Origin of the sequence: Streptomyces thermospinosisporus, assembly GCF_039526425.1 — a bacterium.
Classification (GTDB): Bacteria; Actinomycetota; Actinomycetes; order Streptomycetales; family Streptomycetaceae; genus Streptomyces; species Streptomyces thermocarboxydovorans.
In genome coordinates this window covers 1-16552 of sequence record NZ_BAAAIZ010000091.1, presented here as the reverse complement: position 1 = coordinate 16552, position 16552 = coordinate 1, and the positions used below count along the sequence as shown (strand labels likewise).

Annotated in this window: 7 protein-coding genes and 1 tRNA gene; 1 reads left to right on the top strand and 7 read right to left on the bottom strand. The window is 70.1% G+C overall.

The annotated features are described in order from the left end of the window. Positions 1-129: 129 nt before the first annotated feature. The 5 genes from rimO to ABD207_RS26180 form a co-directional block, all read right to left on the bottom strand. The gene (gene rimO, locus ABD207_RS26200; protein ID WP_344015630.1) at positions 130-1626 is read right to left on the bottom strand and encodes a 30S ribosomal protein S12 methylthiotransferase RimO; all 1497 of its coding nucleotides are present in this window, start codon (positions 1624-1626) and stop codon (positions 130-132) included. Positions 1627-1733: 107 nt separating this feature from the next. After that, entirely contained in the window at positions 1734-2567 is an 834-nt protein-coding gene (locus ABD207_RS26195; protein ID WP_344015629.1) for a helix-turn-helix domain-containing protein, read from the bottom strand. Positions 2568-2819: 252 nt separating this feature from the next. Continuing rightward, a complete protein-coding gene (locus ABD207_RS26190) occupies positions 2820-5582 on the bottom strand; it encodes a DNA translocase FtsK (protein WP_344015628.1) in 2763 nt (920 codons plus the stop codon). Positions 5583-5738: 156 nt separating this feature from the next. Then, positions 5739-6416 (bottom strand): response regulator, encoded by a 678-nt coding sequence (locus ABD207_RS26185; RefSeq protein WP_344015627.1) that lies wholly within the window; start codon positions 6414-6416, stop codon positions 5739-5741. A 437-nt stretch (positions 6417-6853) separates the two neighbouring features. After that, a complete protein-coding gene (locus ABD207_RS26180; RefSeq protein WP_344015626.1) occupies positions 6854-12349 on the bottom strand; it encodes a HAMP domain-containing protein in 5496 nt (1831 codons plus the stop codon). Positions 12350-12744: 395 nt separating this feature from the next. On the opposite strand from ABD207_RS26180, the gene ABD207_RS26175 reads away from it, so the two are divergent. Then, positions 12745-15498 carry a SpoIIE family protein phosphatase gene (locus ABD207_RS26175; RefSeq protein WP_344015625.1) on the top strand — a complete coding sequence of 918 codons (2754 nt, stop codon included), beginning with the start codon at positions 12745-12747 and terminating at the stop codon, positions 15496-15498. A 52-nt stretch (positions 15499-15550) separates the two neighbouring features. Here ABD207_RS26175 and ABD207_RS26170 read toward each other — a convergent pair. Next, positions 15551-15623, bottom strand: a tRNA-Thr gene (locus tag ABD207_RS26170). Between the two features lie 88 nt (positions 15624-15711). After that, a complete protein-coding gene (locus ABD207_RS26165) occupies positions 15712-16377 on the bottom strand; it encodes a DegT/DnrJ/EryC1/StrS family aminotransferase (RefSeq protein WP_344015631.1) in 666 nt (221 codons plus the stop codon). Positions 16378-16552: the final 175 nt, after the last annotated feature.

Below are 16552 nucleotides of genomic sequence, written 5' to 3'. Positions count from 1 at the left end.
GGGCACCCGCGCCGGGCTGTCCGGCTCCGGAGCCGCGGCCCGCGCCCGCTGCGGGTCCGCCCGGTGCCGCGCTCGCGGCCGCCCGGCGCGCGCCGACGGGGCCTCCTGCCGCGGATGCCGGGATTCCCGTCATCTGCCTGCCTCCTCACCGCGCGTGAGCGCACCCTGGAACAGCGGTTCGGCGACCAGGTCGACGCCCTCGGTGCCCACCACCTTCGCCTCGACCATACGGCCGACGTCCAGTCCCTCGCCGTTCGTCAGCAGCACCTGGCCGTCGGTCTCTGGGGCCTGGTGGGCGGCGCGGCCGTACACACCGTCCTCCTCGTCCACGGACTCCACCAGCACCCGCAGGGTCTCGCCCACCCGTTCCTCGGCGCGCTGGGAGACCAGCTCCTCGGCGAGGCGCGAGATGTGCGCCAGCCGCTCGGCGACCACGTCCTCGGAGAGCTTGTTCTCGTAGGTCGCCGCCTCGGTGCCCTCCTCGTCGGAGTAGCCGAAGACGCCGATGGCGTCGAGCCGGGCGTGGTTCAGGAAGCGTTCCAGCTCGGCGAGGTCGGCCTCGGACTCGCCGGGGAAGCCGACGATGAAGTTGGAGCGGACGCCGGCCTCGGGCGCCTTGCCGCGGATGGTCTCGAGCAGCTCCAGGAACCGGTCGGTGTCGCCGAAGCGGCGCATGGCGCGCAGTACTCCGGGCGCCGAGTGCTGGAAGGACAGGTCGAAGTAGGGGGCGACCTTCTCGGTGGAGGTCAGCACGTCGATCAGGCCGGGCCGCATCTCGGCCGGCTGGAGGTAGCTGACCCGCACCCGCTCGATGCCGTCGACCCCGGCCAGCTCGGGCAGCAGGGACTCCAGCAGGCGGATGTCGCCGAGGTCCTTGCCGTAGGAGGTGTTGTTCTCGGAGACGAGCATGATCTCCTTCACGCCCTGCTCGGCGAGCCAGCGCGTCTCGTTCAGCACGTCGCCGGGGCGGCGGGAGATGAAGGAGCCGCGGAAGGAGGGGATGGCGCAGAAGGAGCAGCGCCGGTCGCAGCCGGAGGCGAGCTTGACCGAGGCGACCGGGGAGCCGTCCAGGCGGCGGCGCAGGGGCGCGCGGGGGCCGGAGGCGGGTGCGAGGCCGTCCGGCAGGTCGCCGGGGCCCTGCTCCGGCACGGCGGGCCCGTGCCCGGGCAGCACCACGGAGGCGGCCGATTCCTGTCGCTCCACCGGGCTGATCGGCAGCAGCTTGCGCCGGTCGCGCGGGGTGTGCGCGGCGTGGATGCCGCCGCTGAGGATGGTCTGCAGACGCTCGGAGATCTGCGTGTAGTCGTCGAAGCCGAGCACGCCGTCGGCCTCGGGGAGGGCCTCGGCGAGCTCCTTGCCGTACCGCTCGGCCATGCAGCCCACCGCCACCACGGCCTGCGTTCTGCCGTGCTCCTTGAGGTCGTTGGCCTCCAGGAGGGCGTCGACGGAGTCCTTCTTGGCGGCCTCGACGAATCCGCAGGTGTTGACGACGGCGACGTCCGCTTCGGCGGCGTCCTCCACGAGCTGCCAGCCGTCCGCCTCCAAACGGCCTGCGAGCTCCTCCGAGTCCACCTCGTTACGGGCGCAGCCAAGGGTGACGAGTGCGACGGTACGGCGTTCAGGCATGGGCTCAAGAGTACTTCGTCCCGCTGACACCCCACGTCGACGGGGTTGACCGCACTCGGCCAACCCCGTCGTGAAAGCGCCCGTCGCTCCGGTTGTCCGGCGCCGGTTCAGCCGGCCTGCGGATCGCCCTTGGTGTAGGTCAGGCGCTCCACGGCGCCGGGCTGCCAGTCGTCCTCGATCTTCTTGCCGTTGACGAACAGGTCGATCGCGCCGGCGTCACCGAGGATCAAGTTGATCTTGGAGCTGTCCTGGAAGGTCTTGGACTGGCCCTGCTTGAGCAGCCCGTCGAAGAGCTGCCGGCCGTTGTGGTCCTTGGCGGAGATCCAGCTGCGCCCGTCGACCGCGCTGACCTTGACGGTCACCTTGTCCTGGGGGGCGGCGGCGATGGCGCTGTCGGACGGCTCGGGCTTGGGGTCGGCGGGCTTCTTGGACTTGGGGGTGGGCGTGGCGGACGCCCCGGTGGCGGCGTCGCCGGCGAGGTTGCTGTTGCCGCCGGTGTCGTCGCCGCCCTTGATCACGGTGAAGCCGACGAAGCCGATGACGGCGACGATCGCGGCCACCATGGCCGCGGTCCAGTTCGGGCCGCGGCGTTCCGGACGGATGCGCTCCGCCTCGAACAGGGGTGCGGCCGGGGTGGGTGAGGGACGGCCGCCGTGCTCGGCGTCGTACCGGGCGAGCAGCGGGGCGGGGTCGATGTGGACGGCCTTGGCCAGGGTCCGGATGTGCCCTCGGGCGTAGACGTCGCCGCCGCAGGGGGCGAAGTCGTCGGCCTCGATGGCGTGAATGATGGAGATGCGGACCCGGGTGGCGGTACTGACGTCGTCCACGGTGAGCCCGGCGGCGATGCGTGCCTGCTGCAGTGCACGGCCGACGGAGGGGCGGGCTTCCTCGGACGCGTCGTCGAACGGACGCTCGTCTTCAGGAGAGTTGCCGATGGACACGGGCGCGCCTTTCGAGCGTGTAGCCACCTGTGCTGGAGGTTCAGTCTAGGGGTAGTACAAAAGGGTGGGGCAACCGGGCGGTCGGAACTTGTACGCCATCGGAATGGCCCGACATCCCGGTGGTGGTCCTGCTGCTTGTCCCTTCCCTCAAGTTGACGTGCGTCGCAGGGAAACGGTTGCTCAATGATCCCTTACGGGTGAGTCACGATCGTCCACCTGGACGTCCGGGCGGGACGGCCGTGACTTCTGTGTCTACCCTTCAGACTCCCCGCGGAGCATGGCGAGCACGCCATCCAGCTCATCAGGTTTCACGAGAACGTCACGAGCCTTCGAACCCTCGCTCGGTCCGACGATGTTCCGCGACTCCATCAGGTCCATCAGCCGGCCGGCCTTGGCGAAGCCGACGCGCAGCTTGCGCTGGAGCATCGAGGTCGAGCCGAACTGGGTGGAGACGACCAGTTCGGCGGCCTGGCACAGCAGGTCGAGGTCGTCGCCGATGTCCTCGTCGATCTCCTTCTTCTGCTTGGTGCCGACGACCACGTCGTCCCGGAAGACCGGGGCCATCTGCTCCTTGCAGTGCCGGACGACGGCCGCGACCTCCTCCTCGGTGACGAACGCGCCCTGCATGCGGATGGGTTTGCTGGCGCCCATCGGCAGGAACAGCCCGTCGCCCTTGCCGATCAGCTTCTCGGCGCCGGGCTGGTCGAGGATGACCCGGGAGTCGGCGAGCGAGGAGGTGGCGAAGGCCAGCCGGGACGGTACGTTCGCCTTGATCAGACCGGTGACGACGTCCACCGAGGGGCGCTGGGTGGCCAGCACCAGGTGGATGCCGGCCGCGCGCGCGAGCTGGGTGATGCGCACGATGGCGTCCTCGACGTCCCGCGGTGCGACCATCATCAGGTCGGCCAACTCGTCGACGATGACCAGCAGATAGGGGTACGGCTGGAGTTCGCGCTCGCTGCCCTCGGGCGGTTCGACCTTGCCCTCGCGCACGGCGCGGTTGAAGTCGTCGATGTGCCGGTAGCCGTAGGCGGCGAGGTCGTCGTAGCGCAGGTCCATCTCGCGCACCACCCACTGCAGCGCCTCGGCGGCCCGCTTGGGGTTGGTGATGATCGGCGTGATCAGGTGCGGGATGCCCTCGTACGCGGTGAGCTCCACACGCTTGGGGTCGACCAGGATCATCCGGACGTCCTCCGGGGTCGCCCGCATCATGATCGAGGTGATCAGGCAGTTGATGCAGGACGACTTGCCGGAGCCGGTGGCGCCTGCGACCAGCATGTGCGGCATCTTCGCCAGCGAGTGCATGACGTAGCCGCCCTCGACGTCCTTGCCGAAGGCGACCAGCATCGGGTCGTCGTCCTCGGCGGACTCCGCGAGCCGCAGCACATCGCCGAGGTTGACCATCTCCCGGTCGGTGTTGGGGATCTCGATGCCGACCGCGGACTTGCCGGGGATCGGGCTGATGATCCGCACATCGGGGCTGGCGACGGCGTAGGCGATGTTCTTGGTGAGCGCGGTGATGCGCTCCACCTTCACGGCCGGGCCGAGCTCCACCTCGTAGCGGGTGACCGTCGGGCCGCGGGTGAAGCCGGTGACCCGGGCGTCCACCTTGAACTCGGTGAAGACGGTGGTGAGCGACTCCACGATGGCGTCGTTGGCCGCGCTGCGCGCCTTGCCTGGGCCGCCGCGGGTGAGCAGGTCCAGGGGCGGCAGCGCGTAGGTGATGTCCCCGGACAGCTGGAGCTGCTCGGCCCGCGGGGGCAGCTCGCGCGGCTTCTCGGGCGGGGTCTTGGTCAGGTCGGGGACGGAGCTCTCGGGCTCCTGCCGCGGCTTCCTGCTCGCGGCGGGCTGGTGCTGCTGGGGGCGGGCGGCCGGGACGGGGGTGGGCGTGGTGGGCTCCTGGTCGCCCACCCGCACGCCCTGGGTGAGGTCGGCGACCACCGGGGAGGGCGGCATTCCGTGCAGCACGGCCCCGTCGAGGGCGGCGGCCGCGGCGGCGGCCACGTCGACCGCGTCCATGGACCGGCCCGCGTCGGGCTGCGGCACGGCGGACCTGCGGGGCCGGCCGCGGCGGCGGGAGAGCGCCTCCTCCGCCGCCGCGTCGGGGTCGTAGTCCTGGGGGGCGGAACGGCCGCGCCGGCGACGGCCGGCGGGCAGCGCCTCGCGCCACTGCTCCTCGTAGCGCTCGTCGTCCTCGCTGAACTCCTCGAACTCCTCGGCCTCGCCGCCGTCGTGGATGAGCCCGAGCCGCACGCCGAGCTGCCGCAGCCGCTGCGGGACGGCATTGACGGGGGTGGCCGTGACCACCAGCAGGCCGAAGATGGTGAGCAGCACCAGCAGGGGCACCGCCAGCATGTCGGTCATGGTGTACGACAGCGGGGTGGCCGCGGCCCAGCCGATGAGACCGCCGGCGTCCCTTATGGCGTGCATGCCCGCGCTGCGGGCGGGCGAGCCGCAGGCGATGTGGACCTGACCGAGCACGCCGATGACGAGCGCGGACAGGCCGATGACGATCCGTCCGTTGGCCTCGGGCTTCTCCGGATGCCGGATCAGGCGCACGGCGATGGCGCCGACCAGCACCGGCACCAGCAGGTCCAGCCGGCCGAAGGCGCCGGTGACCAGGATCTCCACCAGGTCGCCGACCGGTCCCTGGAGATCGGCCCAGGTGCCGGCGGCGACGATCAGGGCGATGGCGAGCAGCAGCAGCGCGAGTCCGTCCTTGCGGTGCGCGGAGTCGAGGTTCCTGGCGCCCTGCCCTATCCCGCGGAAGATCGCGCCGACGGCGTGCGCCAGCCCCAGCCAAAGGGCGCGCACCAGGCGGTAGACGCCCCCGGTCGGGTTCGGCGCCGGCTTGGGCGCGGGCTTCTTCGCCGGGGCCCGCTTGGCGGCGCCCTTCTTGGCGGGGGCCTTCTTCGCGGGGGCTTTCTTGGCGGCGGCCTTCTTCGCCGGAGCCTTCGCCGAAGCGGCCGCCTTCTTCGCGGGCGACTTCTTGGCTGCGGAGGGACGTGAGGCCATAGGTGTGAGGTTACCGGTGGAGACGCCGGGGGACACGTGTGCCCGATGCTTCACCCGTTCGTGTCGCTTCTTGCGTGGGAGTGAAGTTGACGCCGCATGAAGGCGGCCTCCCGTCGGCGTACCTCGGGAGACCCGGCAACACCCTTGCGCCGGGCGTCAGTTCTGCGAGGGGACCGAGGAGGCGTTGCCCGCGCCGGGCTCGAGCGCGTCCAGCGCCCGCCGCAACCCCGTGAGTTTGCGCTCGAGATGAGCCGCCGTGGCCACCGCGGCCGCGTCGGTGGACTCGTCGTTGAGCTGTTTGGTCAGCGCCTCGGCCTGCTCCTCCACGGCCGCGAGCCGCGCCGACAGCTCGGCGAGCAGCCCAGCGGACTCCTTGGGCTCGCCGGCGTTCTTCTCGCCGCCCTCCAACTGCAGCCGCAGCAGCGCCGCCTGCTCGCGCAGCTGGCAGTTCTTCATGTACAGCTCGACGAAGACGGACACCTTGGCGCGCAGCACCCAGGGGTCGAACGGCTTGGAGATGTAGTCGACCGCGCCCGCGGCATAGCCCCGGAAGGTGTGATGCGGGCCGTGATTGATCGCGGTCAGGAAGATGATCGGGATGTCCCGGGTCCGCTCGCGCCGCTTGATGTGCGCGGCGGTCTCGAATCCGTCCATGCCCGGCATCTGGACGTCCAGCAGGATCACGGCGAAATCGTCCGTGAGCAGTGCCTTGAGCGCTTCTTCCCCGGACGATGCCCGCACCAGTGTCTGATCGAGCGCAGAGAGGATCGCCTCCAGCGCCAGCAGATTCTCCGGCCGGTCATCGACCAGGAGGATCTTGGCCTTCTGCACCATGGCCCGCCCTCCTCGCCCCGGCTTGGGGCCTCCCCTGTCCGCGGTACCCGGGGGAGCACCGGCGGGTGCCCACCCGGGGGACGACTCCCTTGCGCCGCCCGTCCTTGTGCCGGTCATCGTAGCTGCACCCCGCCCGTCGCCACACCCTGTCACCGCGATGTCACTGTGCACATAGCGGAAACGCGGCGGGAGACCAGAAGGTTCCCCGAATCCCGTACTTCTACACGACTTCACCAGCGCCGCACCGGCAATTCGACGGGCTCGACCGAAGCTTCCCGTCATGTTCACGCAGCCTCCGTGATCGACCACTGCGACCACCTGGGCGATCACTGCGGGTCGCCTCGCCGCTCACCTCGCCGATCACCTCGCCGATCACCTCGCCGGTCGCGTCGGCGCTCACCTCGCCAGTCGCGTCGGCGCTCACCTCGCCGGTTGCCTCACTCGTCGCGCATCCACTGCTGCATCACGGCCAGCAGGTGATCCGGGTCGACCGGCTTGGTCACATAGTCGGAGGCGCCCGACTCGATGGCCTTCTCCCGGTCGCCCTTCATCGCCTTCGCGGTGAGAGCGATGATCGGCAGGCCCGCGAACTGGGGCATCCGCCGGATCGCCGTGGTCGTCGCATATCCGTCCATCTCCGGCATCATGATGTCCATCAGCACCACGGCCACGTCGTCGTGCTGCTCCAGGACCTCGATGCCCTCACGGCCGTTCTCCGCGTACAGCACGGACAGGCCGTGCTGCTCCAGGACGCTGGTCAGCGCGAAGACATTGCGGATGTCGTCGTCGACGATGAGCACCTTCTGCCCGCCGAAGCGGACGCCGTGCTGCGACCTCGGCGACGACTCCTCGTCCCCGTCCCGCCACTGCTCGGACTGCGCGGCGCCCGGCTGCTCCAGCTCCGGCCGCTGCGGGGCCGCGGCGGCGGCCCTGCGCCGGCGCCGGAACAGCGCCGCCGGGCCGTTCTGGGTCTCGCGGTAGGACTTCACCTCGGCCGGCGTCTCGATCTCCGCCTCGGACAGCTCGGCGGAGTGCTCTCCCGACGCCACCAGCTCCCCGGCCTCAAGCGACGGCATGGGCTGCTGGTAGCCGTGCGGCGGCAGCTCGCTCGGGTGCAGCGGCAGGTACAGCGTGAACGTGGACCCCCGGCCGGGTTCGCTCTGCGCGTGGATCTCACCGCCCAGCAGCTGCGCGATCTCCCGCGAGATGGACAGCCCCAGGCCCGTGCCGCCGTACTTGCGGCTGGTGGTTCCGTCGGCCTGCTTGAACGCCTCGAAGATCACCCGCATCTTGCTGGCCGCGATGCCGATGCCCGTGTCGGTCACCGAGAACGCGATCAGCTCGGCGTCCGGGTCGGTGAGCGAACCGGCCTCCAGCAGCTGCTCGCGGATGTGCTGCGGCACGTCGTCCCGGGCGGGCCGGATGACCAGCTCCACCGAACCGGAGTCGGTGAACTTCACCGCGTTGGACAGCAGATTGCGCAGCACCTGCAGCAGCCGCTGCTCGTCGGTGTGCAGCGTGGCGGGCAGCTCCGGGGAGACCCGCACCGACAGATCCAGGCCCTTCTCCGCGGTCAGCGGCCGGAAGGTGGCCTCCACGTAGTCGACCAGCTGGACCAGCGCGATGCGCGTCGGGGAGACGTCCATCTTGCCCGCCTCGACCTTGGACAGGTCGAGGATGTCGTTGATCAGCTGAAGCAGGTCGGAGCCGGCGCCGTGGATGGTCTCGGCGAACTCGACCTGCTTCGGGGTCAGGTTCCCCTCGGCGTTGTCGGCGAGCAACTTGGCCAGAATCAGCAGCGAGTTCAGCGGCGTGCGCAGCTCGTGCGACATGTTGGCGAGGAACTCGCTCTTGTAGCGCATGGACACCGCGAGCTGCTCGGCGCGCTCCTCCAGGACCTGCCGCGCCTCCTCGATCTCGGTGTTCTTCACCTCGATGTCGCGGTTCTGACGCGCCAGCAGCTCGGCCTTCTCCTCCAGTTCGGCGTTGGACGCCTGCAGCGCCTTCTGCCGCTGCTCCAACTCCGCCGAGCGCTCCCGCAGTTGCTCGGTCAGCTCCTGGGACTGCTTCAGCAGCCGCTCGGTCTTGGTGTTGACCGAGATGGTGTTGACGCTGGTCGCGATCATCTCGGCGATCTGGTTGAGGAAGTCCTTCTGGATGTGCGTGAACGGCGTGAACGAGGCCAGCTCGATGACGCCGAGCACCTTCCCCTCGAACAGCACCGGCAGCACGATCACCTGCGCGGGCGGGGCCTCCCCGAGCCCGGAGGAGATCTTCAGATAGCCGGCGGGCGCCTTCTCCACCAGGATCGTGCGCTTCTCCGCCGCGGCCGTCCCGATGAGCCCCTCACCCGGCCGGAAGGAGGTCGGCATCGAGCCCATGGAGTAGCCGTACGAGCCGAGCATCCGCAGTTCGAACTGGTCGTCGTCGGCGGCGCTCAGGTCCTCCCCGTCGACCAGGGGCATCGCCAGATAGAACGCGCCGTGCTGCGCGGACACCACCGGCGTCAGCTCGCTCATGATCAGCGAGGCCACGTCCTCCAGGTCCCGGCGGCCCTGCATCAGGGCCGAGATCCGCGCCAGGTTGCCCTTGAGCCAGTCCTGCTCCTTGTTGGCGATGGTGGTGTCGCGCAGGTTGGCGATCATCTTGTTGATGTAGTCCTGGAGCTCCTGGATCTCCCCGGACGCATCCACGTCGATCTTCAGGTTCAGATCGCCGCGGGTCACCGCGGTCGCCACCCGGGCGATGGCCCGCACCTGCCGGGTCAGGTTCCCGGCCATCTCGTTCACCGACTCGGTCAGGTCCCGCCAGGTGCCGTCCACGTCGCGCACCCGCGCCTGGCCGCCGAGCTGCCCCTCGGTGCCCACCTCGCGGGCCACCCGGGTGACCTCCTCGGCGAACGACGACAGCTGATCGACCATCGTGTTGATGGTGGTCTTCAGCTCGAGGATCTCGCCGCGCGCGTCGATGTCGATCTTCTTGGTCAGATCGCCCTTGGCGATGGCCGTGGTCACCATGGCGATGTTGCGCACCTGACCGGTCAGGTTGGACGCCATCTGGTTCACCGACTCGGTGAGGTCCTTCCAGGTGCCCGCCACGCCCGGCACATGCGCCTGGCCGCCGAGGATGCCGTCCGTGCCCACCTCGCGGGCCACCTTGGTGACCTGCTCGGCGAACGCGCTCAGCGTCTTGACCATGGTGTTGATGGTGTCGGCGAGCTGCGCGACCTCGCCGCGCGCCTCGATGTTGACCTGACGGGTCAGGTCGCCGTTGGCGACGGCCGCGGAGACCTGGGCGATGTTGCGCACCTGAGTGGTCAGGTTCTTCGCCATCAGATTGACGTTGTCGCTGAGGTCCTTCCAGATGCCCGTCACGCCGGGCACGTGCGCCTGGCCGCCGAGGATGCCCTCGGTGCCCACCTCACGGGCCACACGTGTCACCTGCTCGGCGAACGACGACAGCTGGTCGACCATCGTGTTGACGGTGGTGACCAGCTCGAGGATCTCGCCCTTGGCATCGACCGTGATCTTCTTCGACAGGTCGCCCTTGGCGACGGCCGTGGTCACCTCGGCGATGTTGCGGACCTGCATGGTCAGGTTGTTCGCCATGCCGTTGACGGACTGGGTGAGGTCCTTCCAGGTGCCGGAGACGCCCTGCACCTCGGCCTGGCCGCCGAGGATGCCCTCGGTGCCGACCTCGCGGGCCACCCTGGTGACCTCCTGGGCGAACGACGACAGCTGATCCACCATCGTGTTCAGCGTGTTCTTCAGCTCCAGGATCTCGCCGCGCGCATCCACGGTGATCTTCTGCGACAGGTCGCCGCGCGCCACCGCGGTCGCCACCTGGGCGATGTTGCGGACCTGCGCGGTGAGGTTGCCGGCCATGCCGTTCACCGAGTCGGTCAGATCGCGCCACACACCGGCGACACCCGGCACCTGCGCCTGACCGCCCAGCCGGCCCTCGGTGCCCACCTCGCGGGCCACCCGCGTCACCTGCTCGGCGAACGACGACAGCTGATCGACCATCGTGTTGATGGTGTTCTTCAGCTCGAGGATCTCGCCGCGCGCGTCGACGTCGATCTTCTGCGACAGGTCGCCGCGGGCGACGGCCGTGGTGACCTGAGCGATGTTGCGCACCTGGGAGGTGAGGTTGCCCGCCATCGAGTTGACGGAGTCGGTGAGTTCCTTCCAGGTGCCGGACACGCCGTCCACGCGTGCCTGGCCGCCCAGCCGGCCCTCGGTGCCCACGTCCCGGGCCATGCGCGTGACCTGGTCGGCGAAGCTCGACAGCTGGTCCACCATCCGGTTCACGGTGTTCTTCAGCTGGAGCATCTCACCGGAGACGTCCACGGTGACCTTCTGCGACAGGTCACCGTTGGCGACCGCCGTCGTCACCTGGGCGATGTTCCTCACCTGTCCGGTGAGGTTCCGGAACGCCGTGTTGACGGAGTCCGTCAGGTCCTTCCACGTACCGGCCGCGCCCGGCACCTGCGCCTGGCCGCCCAGCTCGCCCTCGACACCGATCTCCCGCGCCACCCGGGTGACCTCGGCACCGAAGGCGGACAGCTGGTCCACCATCGTGTTGACGGTGTTCTTCAGCTCCAGCATCTCGCCGGCCACATCCACGGTGACCTTCTGCGACAGGTCACCGTTGGCGACCGCCGTCGTCACCGCGGCGATGTCCCTCACCTGCGTGGTGAGATTGCGGAACACCGTGTTGACGGAGTCCGTCAGGTCCTTCCACGTGCCCGCCGCGCCCGGCACGTTCGCCTGACCGCCCAGCCGGCCCTCGGCGCCGACCTCGTTCGCCACCCGGGTGACCTCGTCCGCGAAGATCCGCAGCGTCTCGGTCATCTGGTTGATCGTCTCGGCGAGCTGAGCGACCTCGCCGCGCGCCGGAACCGTCACCTTCCGCGACAGATCTCCGTTGGCGACCGCCGTGGTCACCTCGGCGATCCCGCGCACCTGGGCCGTGAGGTTCCCGGCCATGGTGTTCACCGAGTCGGTGAGTTCCTTCCACACACCCGCCACACCCGGCACCTGGGCCTGGCCGCCCAGGATGCCGTCCGTGCCGACCTCCCGGGCGACCCGGGTGACCTCGGAGGAGAACGCGGAGAGCTGGTCCACCATCGTGTTGACGGTGTTCTTCAGCTCCAGCATCTCGCCTTCGACGTGCACGGTCACCTTGCGTGACAGATCGCCGCTGGCGACCGCCGTGGTCACCAGCGCGATGTCCCGCACCTGGGCGGTGAGCCGCTCCGCCATGGTGTTGACGGAGTCCGTGAGGTCCTTCCAGGAACCGGACATTCCGCGCACGCGTGCCTGGCCGCCCAGCTTGCCCTCGGTGCCGACCTCGCTGGCCACCCGCGTGACCTCGTCGGTGAACGTCGACAGCTGGTCGACCAGGTTGTTGACGGTCCGCCCGACCTTCAGGAACTCGCCCCGCAGCGGATGCCCGCTCCCGTCCGGGCCCTGCGTCCGCAGCTCCATCCGCGGCGACAGATCACCCTCGGCCACCGCCGACAGCACCCGGCTGACCTCGGACACCGGCCACACCAGGTCGTCGACCAGCGCGTTGGAGTTGTCGATCGCGGTCGCCCAGGAGCCCTCGCAGGCCCCGGTCTCCAGCCGCTCGGTGAGCTTGCCCTCGCGGCCCACCATCCGCCGCACCCGCGACAGCTCGCCCGTCAGATGCAGATTGCGGTCGGCGACCTCGTTGAACACCGCCGCGATCTGCGACATCACGCCGTCGCCGGACACCGTCAGCCGCTTGCGGAAGTTGCCGTCCCGCATCGCCTCCAGGGCCGCCAGCAGCCGGTTCAGGGCGGCGGTGTCCACCGTCGTGGTGCCGCCTCGCCCCTTGCTCGCCTTGCTCAGGGACTGTCCGCCTTTCGCGCGCGTCTTCGTGCCCCGCGTCGCTGCGCCAGACTCCACTGTGTCCCTCCCGCAGGGGTCGACCGTTACTGCCGTGCTCGGGTACCACCGGAGGCGTACCTGTTACTACTGCGTATACCTGTACTACTGCGAGTCCCGGCGGCCGTACCTTCGCGGCCACCCGTGGGCTGCTGCCCACTCGACGGATATGACACCCGGCCTGCCCGAACCCTCACAACAAGCCTGCCCAGTGTTTCACCCTCGCCGAACCAGGCCATAACAGTTCGGCAGCTTCGCACATCGTCCGCACACCCTCCGGACGGAAACACTGCAGACCGGCATCCGCTCGGACGGCGAAGGTAAGTAACCTTGCATCCGGCTGTCCAGCCACGCCGGTCCGTCCGGCCTGGGCGGTGGCACGGGAGACGAGCGGGCACGGAGGGGCGGCCGCACACATGACCACCGGACTGATCCCTGGGGACCAGCCCCCGGACCCCCGGCCGACGGGCGACCCGCCGCACCAGCGGCATGCGCCGGTCGGCCACGGAGCCATGTCCGTCGAGAACCGGTCGAGGAGTTCTGTGATCACCGCGCGCGCGGCCGCCAGTTTCGAGCCCGTCGGACGATCGGTCGCGAGCGCCCGCTCCTTCGTCCGCGACACCCTCCAGGGGTGGGGCTTTTCCGACATTGTGGACGATGCGGTCGTTCTCACCAGCGAGTTGGTGACCAACGCGGTCGTGCACGCCGGCACCTCTGCCGACCTGCTCTGTCTGCGCAGCGAGGACGGCGTCCGGATCGAGGTGGCCGACCGGTATCCGGAACGCGAGATTCCGGTGCAGGGTTCGGCGGTCAGCATGGGCAGCCCCGACCGCGAAGGCGGCCGCGGGCTGCAGCTCTGCGCCGCGCTGGCCGGCCGCTGGGGCGTGGAGTACACGCCGACGCACAAGACCGTCTGGTTCCAGCTCGACCTGCCCGAGCGCCCCGTCGGCACCCGCGCCGCCGGACCCTCGCTCCCCGCCGACCTCCTCCCCCTCGCCGACGGCCGGATCCGGGTCGCCGTCGTGCAGATCGACCGGGCCGGCACCATCACCTCCTGGAACGAGGACGCCGAGGAGCTCTTCGGCTACAAGGCCGACCAGGTCACCGGCAAGCCGCTCACCGACCTCGCGGCCTGGCCGCACACCCCGGGCACCGGCACCGGAATCGCCGAGGCCCTCCAGCTCTCCCGCTGGGAGGGCAGCTACGGCATCCGCAACGCCGACGGCCGCGTCATCCCCGTCTACGCCTCCCACTTGCGCGTCCGCGACACCGCCGGCGAGCCCTCCACCGTCTGCCTCCTGGTGCGCGACCACGAACGCGCCGTACTGCAGACACCTTTGCGCGGGACCACCACCGACACCTCCGGCTCCTCCGACGGCCAGAACGCCGACCCCTTCGAGGTGTTCATCGGCTCTCCCGCCCCGGACGACCTCGACGGTCTCCTGCAGCGCACGGTGGAGCGCGCCCGCGACATGCTCGACGGCGACGCCGCCTTCCTGCTGCTGGCCACCGACGACGAGACCGAGTTGGAAGTCCGCGCCTCCACCGGCCTGCCCTCCGCCCGCCAGCGCTTCGCCCGCGTCCCCGTCGAGGCGGGCCCCGGCCGCTACGGCTCCGCCCGCATGCCGGCCGTCCACGACGACCTCACCGCCGTTCCCGGCGCCGTACCGCTGCTCAACGGCACCGGCATGCGCTCGGTGGTCACCGTCCCGCTGAAGGTCGAGGGCCGCCTCACCGGCTCCCTCGGCGTCGCAGCCGAGGCACCCGGCCGCTACTCCAACGAGGAGGCGCTGCGCCTGCAGTTCGCCGCCGACCGCATCGCGCTGGCCGTGGAGTCCGCCCGCCTCGGCGAGCTCGAACGCCTGCGCCGCGGCTCGCTGAGCTTCCTCGTCGAGGCCTCCGACCTGCTGGCCGGCACCCTGGACCGGGACCAGACCCTCGCCCTCATGGCCCAGATGACGGTCCCGACGCTCGCCACCTGGTGCGCCGTCTACACCATCGCCGACCAGGCCTCCGAACCGTATCTCTCCTACGTCCTGCACGAGGACGAGGAACTCATCGACGGCATCAAGTCCCTGCTGTCGAAGATCCCACCGCCCGACCCGGTCCCCACGCCCGGCGCCCGCGTCTGGTCCGCGCCCGGGGAGGTCGCCCACCAGGCCGCCCTGCGCACCTCGATGCGCAGCCTGGGCCTGAGCGGCGGCCCCACCAACCACGTCACCCCCGGCATCGGCCCCACCCTCGCCACCGCCCAGGCGGTCGGCGGGGAAACGGTCGTGCTGCCCCTGGTCGCCCGCAACCGCGTCATCGGCATGCTCACCCTCGGCAAGCCCACCGACGAGCACTTCCGCCAGGAGATCCTCGAACTCGCCGAGGACCTCTCCCGCCGCGCGGCCCTGGCCCTGGACAACGCCCGCCTGTACTCCGAGCGCACCGCCATCAGCCAGTCCCTCCAGCGCAGCCTGCTGCCTCCCGAGCTGCCGCAGATCGACGGCGTCGAGGTGGAGGTCATCTACCGCGCGGCCGGCGAGGGCAACGAGGTCGGCGGCGACTTCTACGACCTGTTCCCCATCAGCGACGGCGCCTACGGCTTCGCCATCGGCGACGTCTGCGGCACCGGCCCCAACGCCGCCGCGGTCACCGGCCTTGCCCGGCACGCGCTGCGCCTGCTGGCCCGTGAGGGACTCAGCGGCCCGGCGGTCCTGGAGCGCCTCAACTCCGCGATCCTCGACGAGGGCGCCCGCAGCCGCTTCCTCACCCTCCTCTACGGCGAGCTGCGCCCGCAGGAGGACGGCAGCGCGGAACTCAAGGTGGTCTGCGCGGGCCACCCGCTGCCGCTGAGGCTGCGTCAGGACGGCACGGTCGAACCGGCGGCCGAACCCCAGCCGCTCCTCGGCGTCCTGGAGGACCTCGAGCTCTACGAGGAGACGGTCACCCTCGACCCGGGCGACGTCCTCCTCTGCGTCACGGACGGCGTCACCGAACGCCGCGAGGGCAACCGCATGCTGGGCGACGACGGCCTCGCCGACGTCCTCACGACCTGCACGGGCCTGACGGCCGGCGCGGTGGCGGCCCGCATCATGCGCGCCGTGGAACGTTTCGCTTCCGACGCCCCGTCCGACGACATGGCCATCCTGGCGATGCGCGTCCCGGAGCCGCACCAGGACTGAGTCCGGACATGAAAAAGGCCCCGCCCTTTCAAGGGCGGGGCCTTTTCGTCAGAGCCCCCAAACGGAATCGAACCGTTGACCTTCTCCTTACCATGGAGACGCTCTGCCGACTGAGCTATAGGGGCCTGCTGCCGCGTCGAGATTTCCCTCCGGGTTTCCCCCGCGGCAACGGAATAGATCATACCCCGAACAGACCTGTGCTCCTAACCGGGCTCAGAAGGCCGGCTGCAGCAGCCCACCCAGCGCATTGCACGCGGCCACCATGCGCCGCATGTCCCGTTTCGTGAGTGAGGCTTCGACCGGCAGCGCCAGCGTTTCCGCGGCAGCCCGTTCGGTCTCCGGCAACGACACGCGCCGCCGGAACTCCGGCATCCGGTGCACCGGCGTCTTCACCGGCACCCGGCATTCAACTCCCTTCGCACGTATGGCCCGTGCGAAGGCATCCCGGTCGGGCCGTCCATTGCCGGGCACCCGCACCACGTACTGCTGATAGGTGTGCCCCACTGCCCCCTCGGGCGTCCGCACACCCGTCAACTTCGCATCGAGATAGGCCGCCCGCACTCTTCGCTGAGCGACCTCCTGGTACGACGCCTCCTCAGCTTCTCTGTGCTCCAGCACCAGCAGGCCACGCCTCTCACCGAGCGCCAGCAACGGCTCGAGTTCGGCGGGGCGTCCGAACCGATGCACGACAACCACGGCCGCGGTCCTGGGCGTTACGGCCGCTTCCACTGCGGCCCGGTCGAGGCAGTACGTCACCGGATCTATGTCAGCGAAAACGGGCGACGCACCCGCGAGCCTCACGGCCTCCGCGACCTCCACATTGCCGAAGGCCGGCACGACGACCTCGTCCCCGACACCGACTCCGGTGGCCTCGAGCAGTGCAGCAGTACCCATGCTTCGGATCGTCAGGGCGCGACGTGAACGTCAAGTGACGCACAACAGAAAAGGGTTGGACCCAGAACCGAAGTTCCGGGTCCAACCCTTTGAATAATTGTCCGGCGGCGTCCTACTCTCCCACAGGGTCCCCCCTGCAGTACCATCGGCGCTGTAAGGC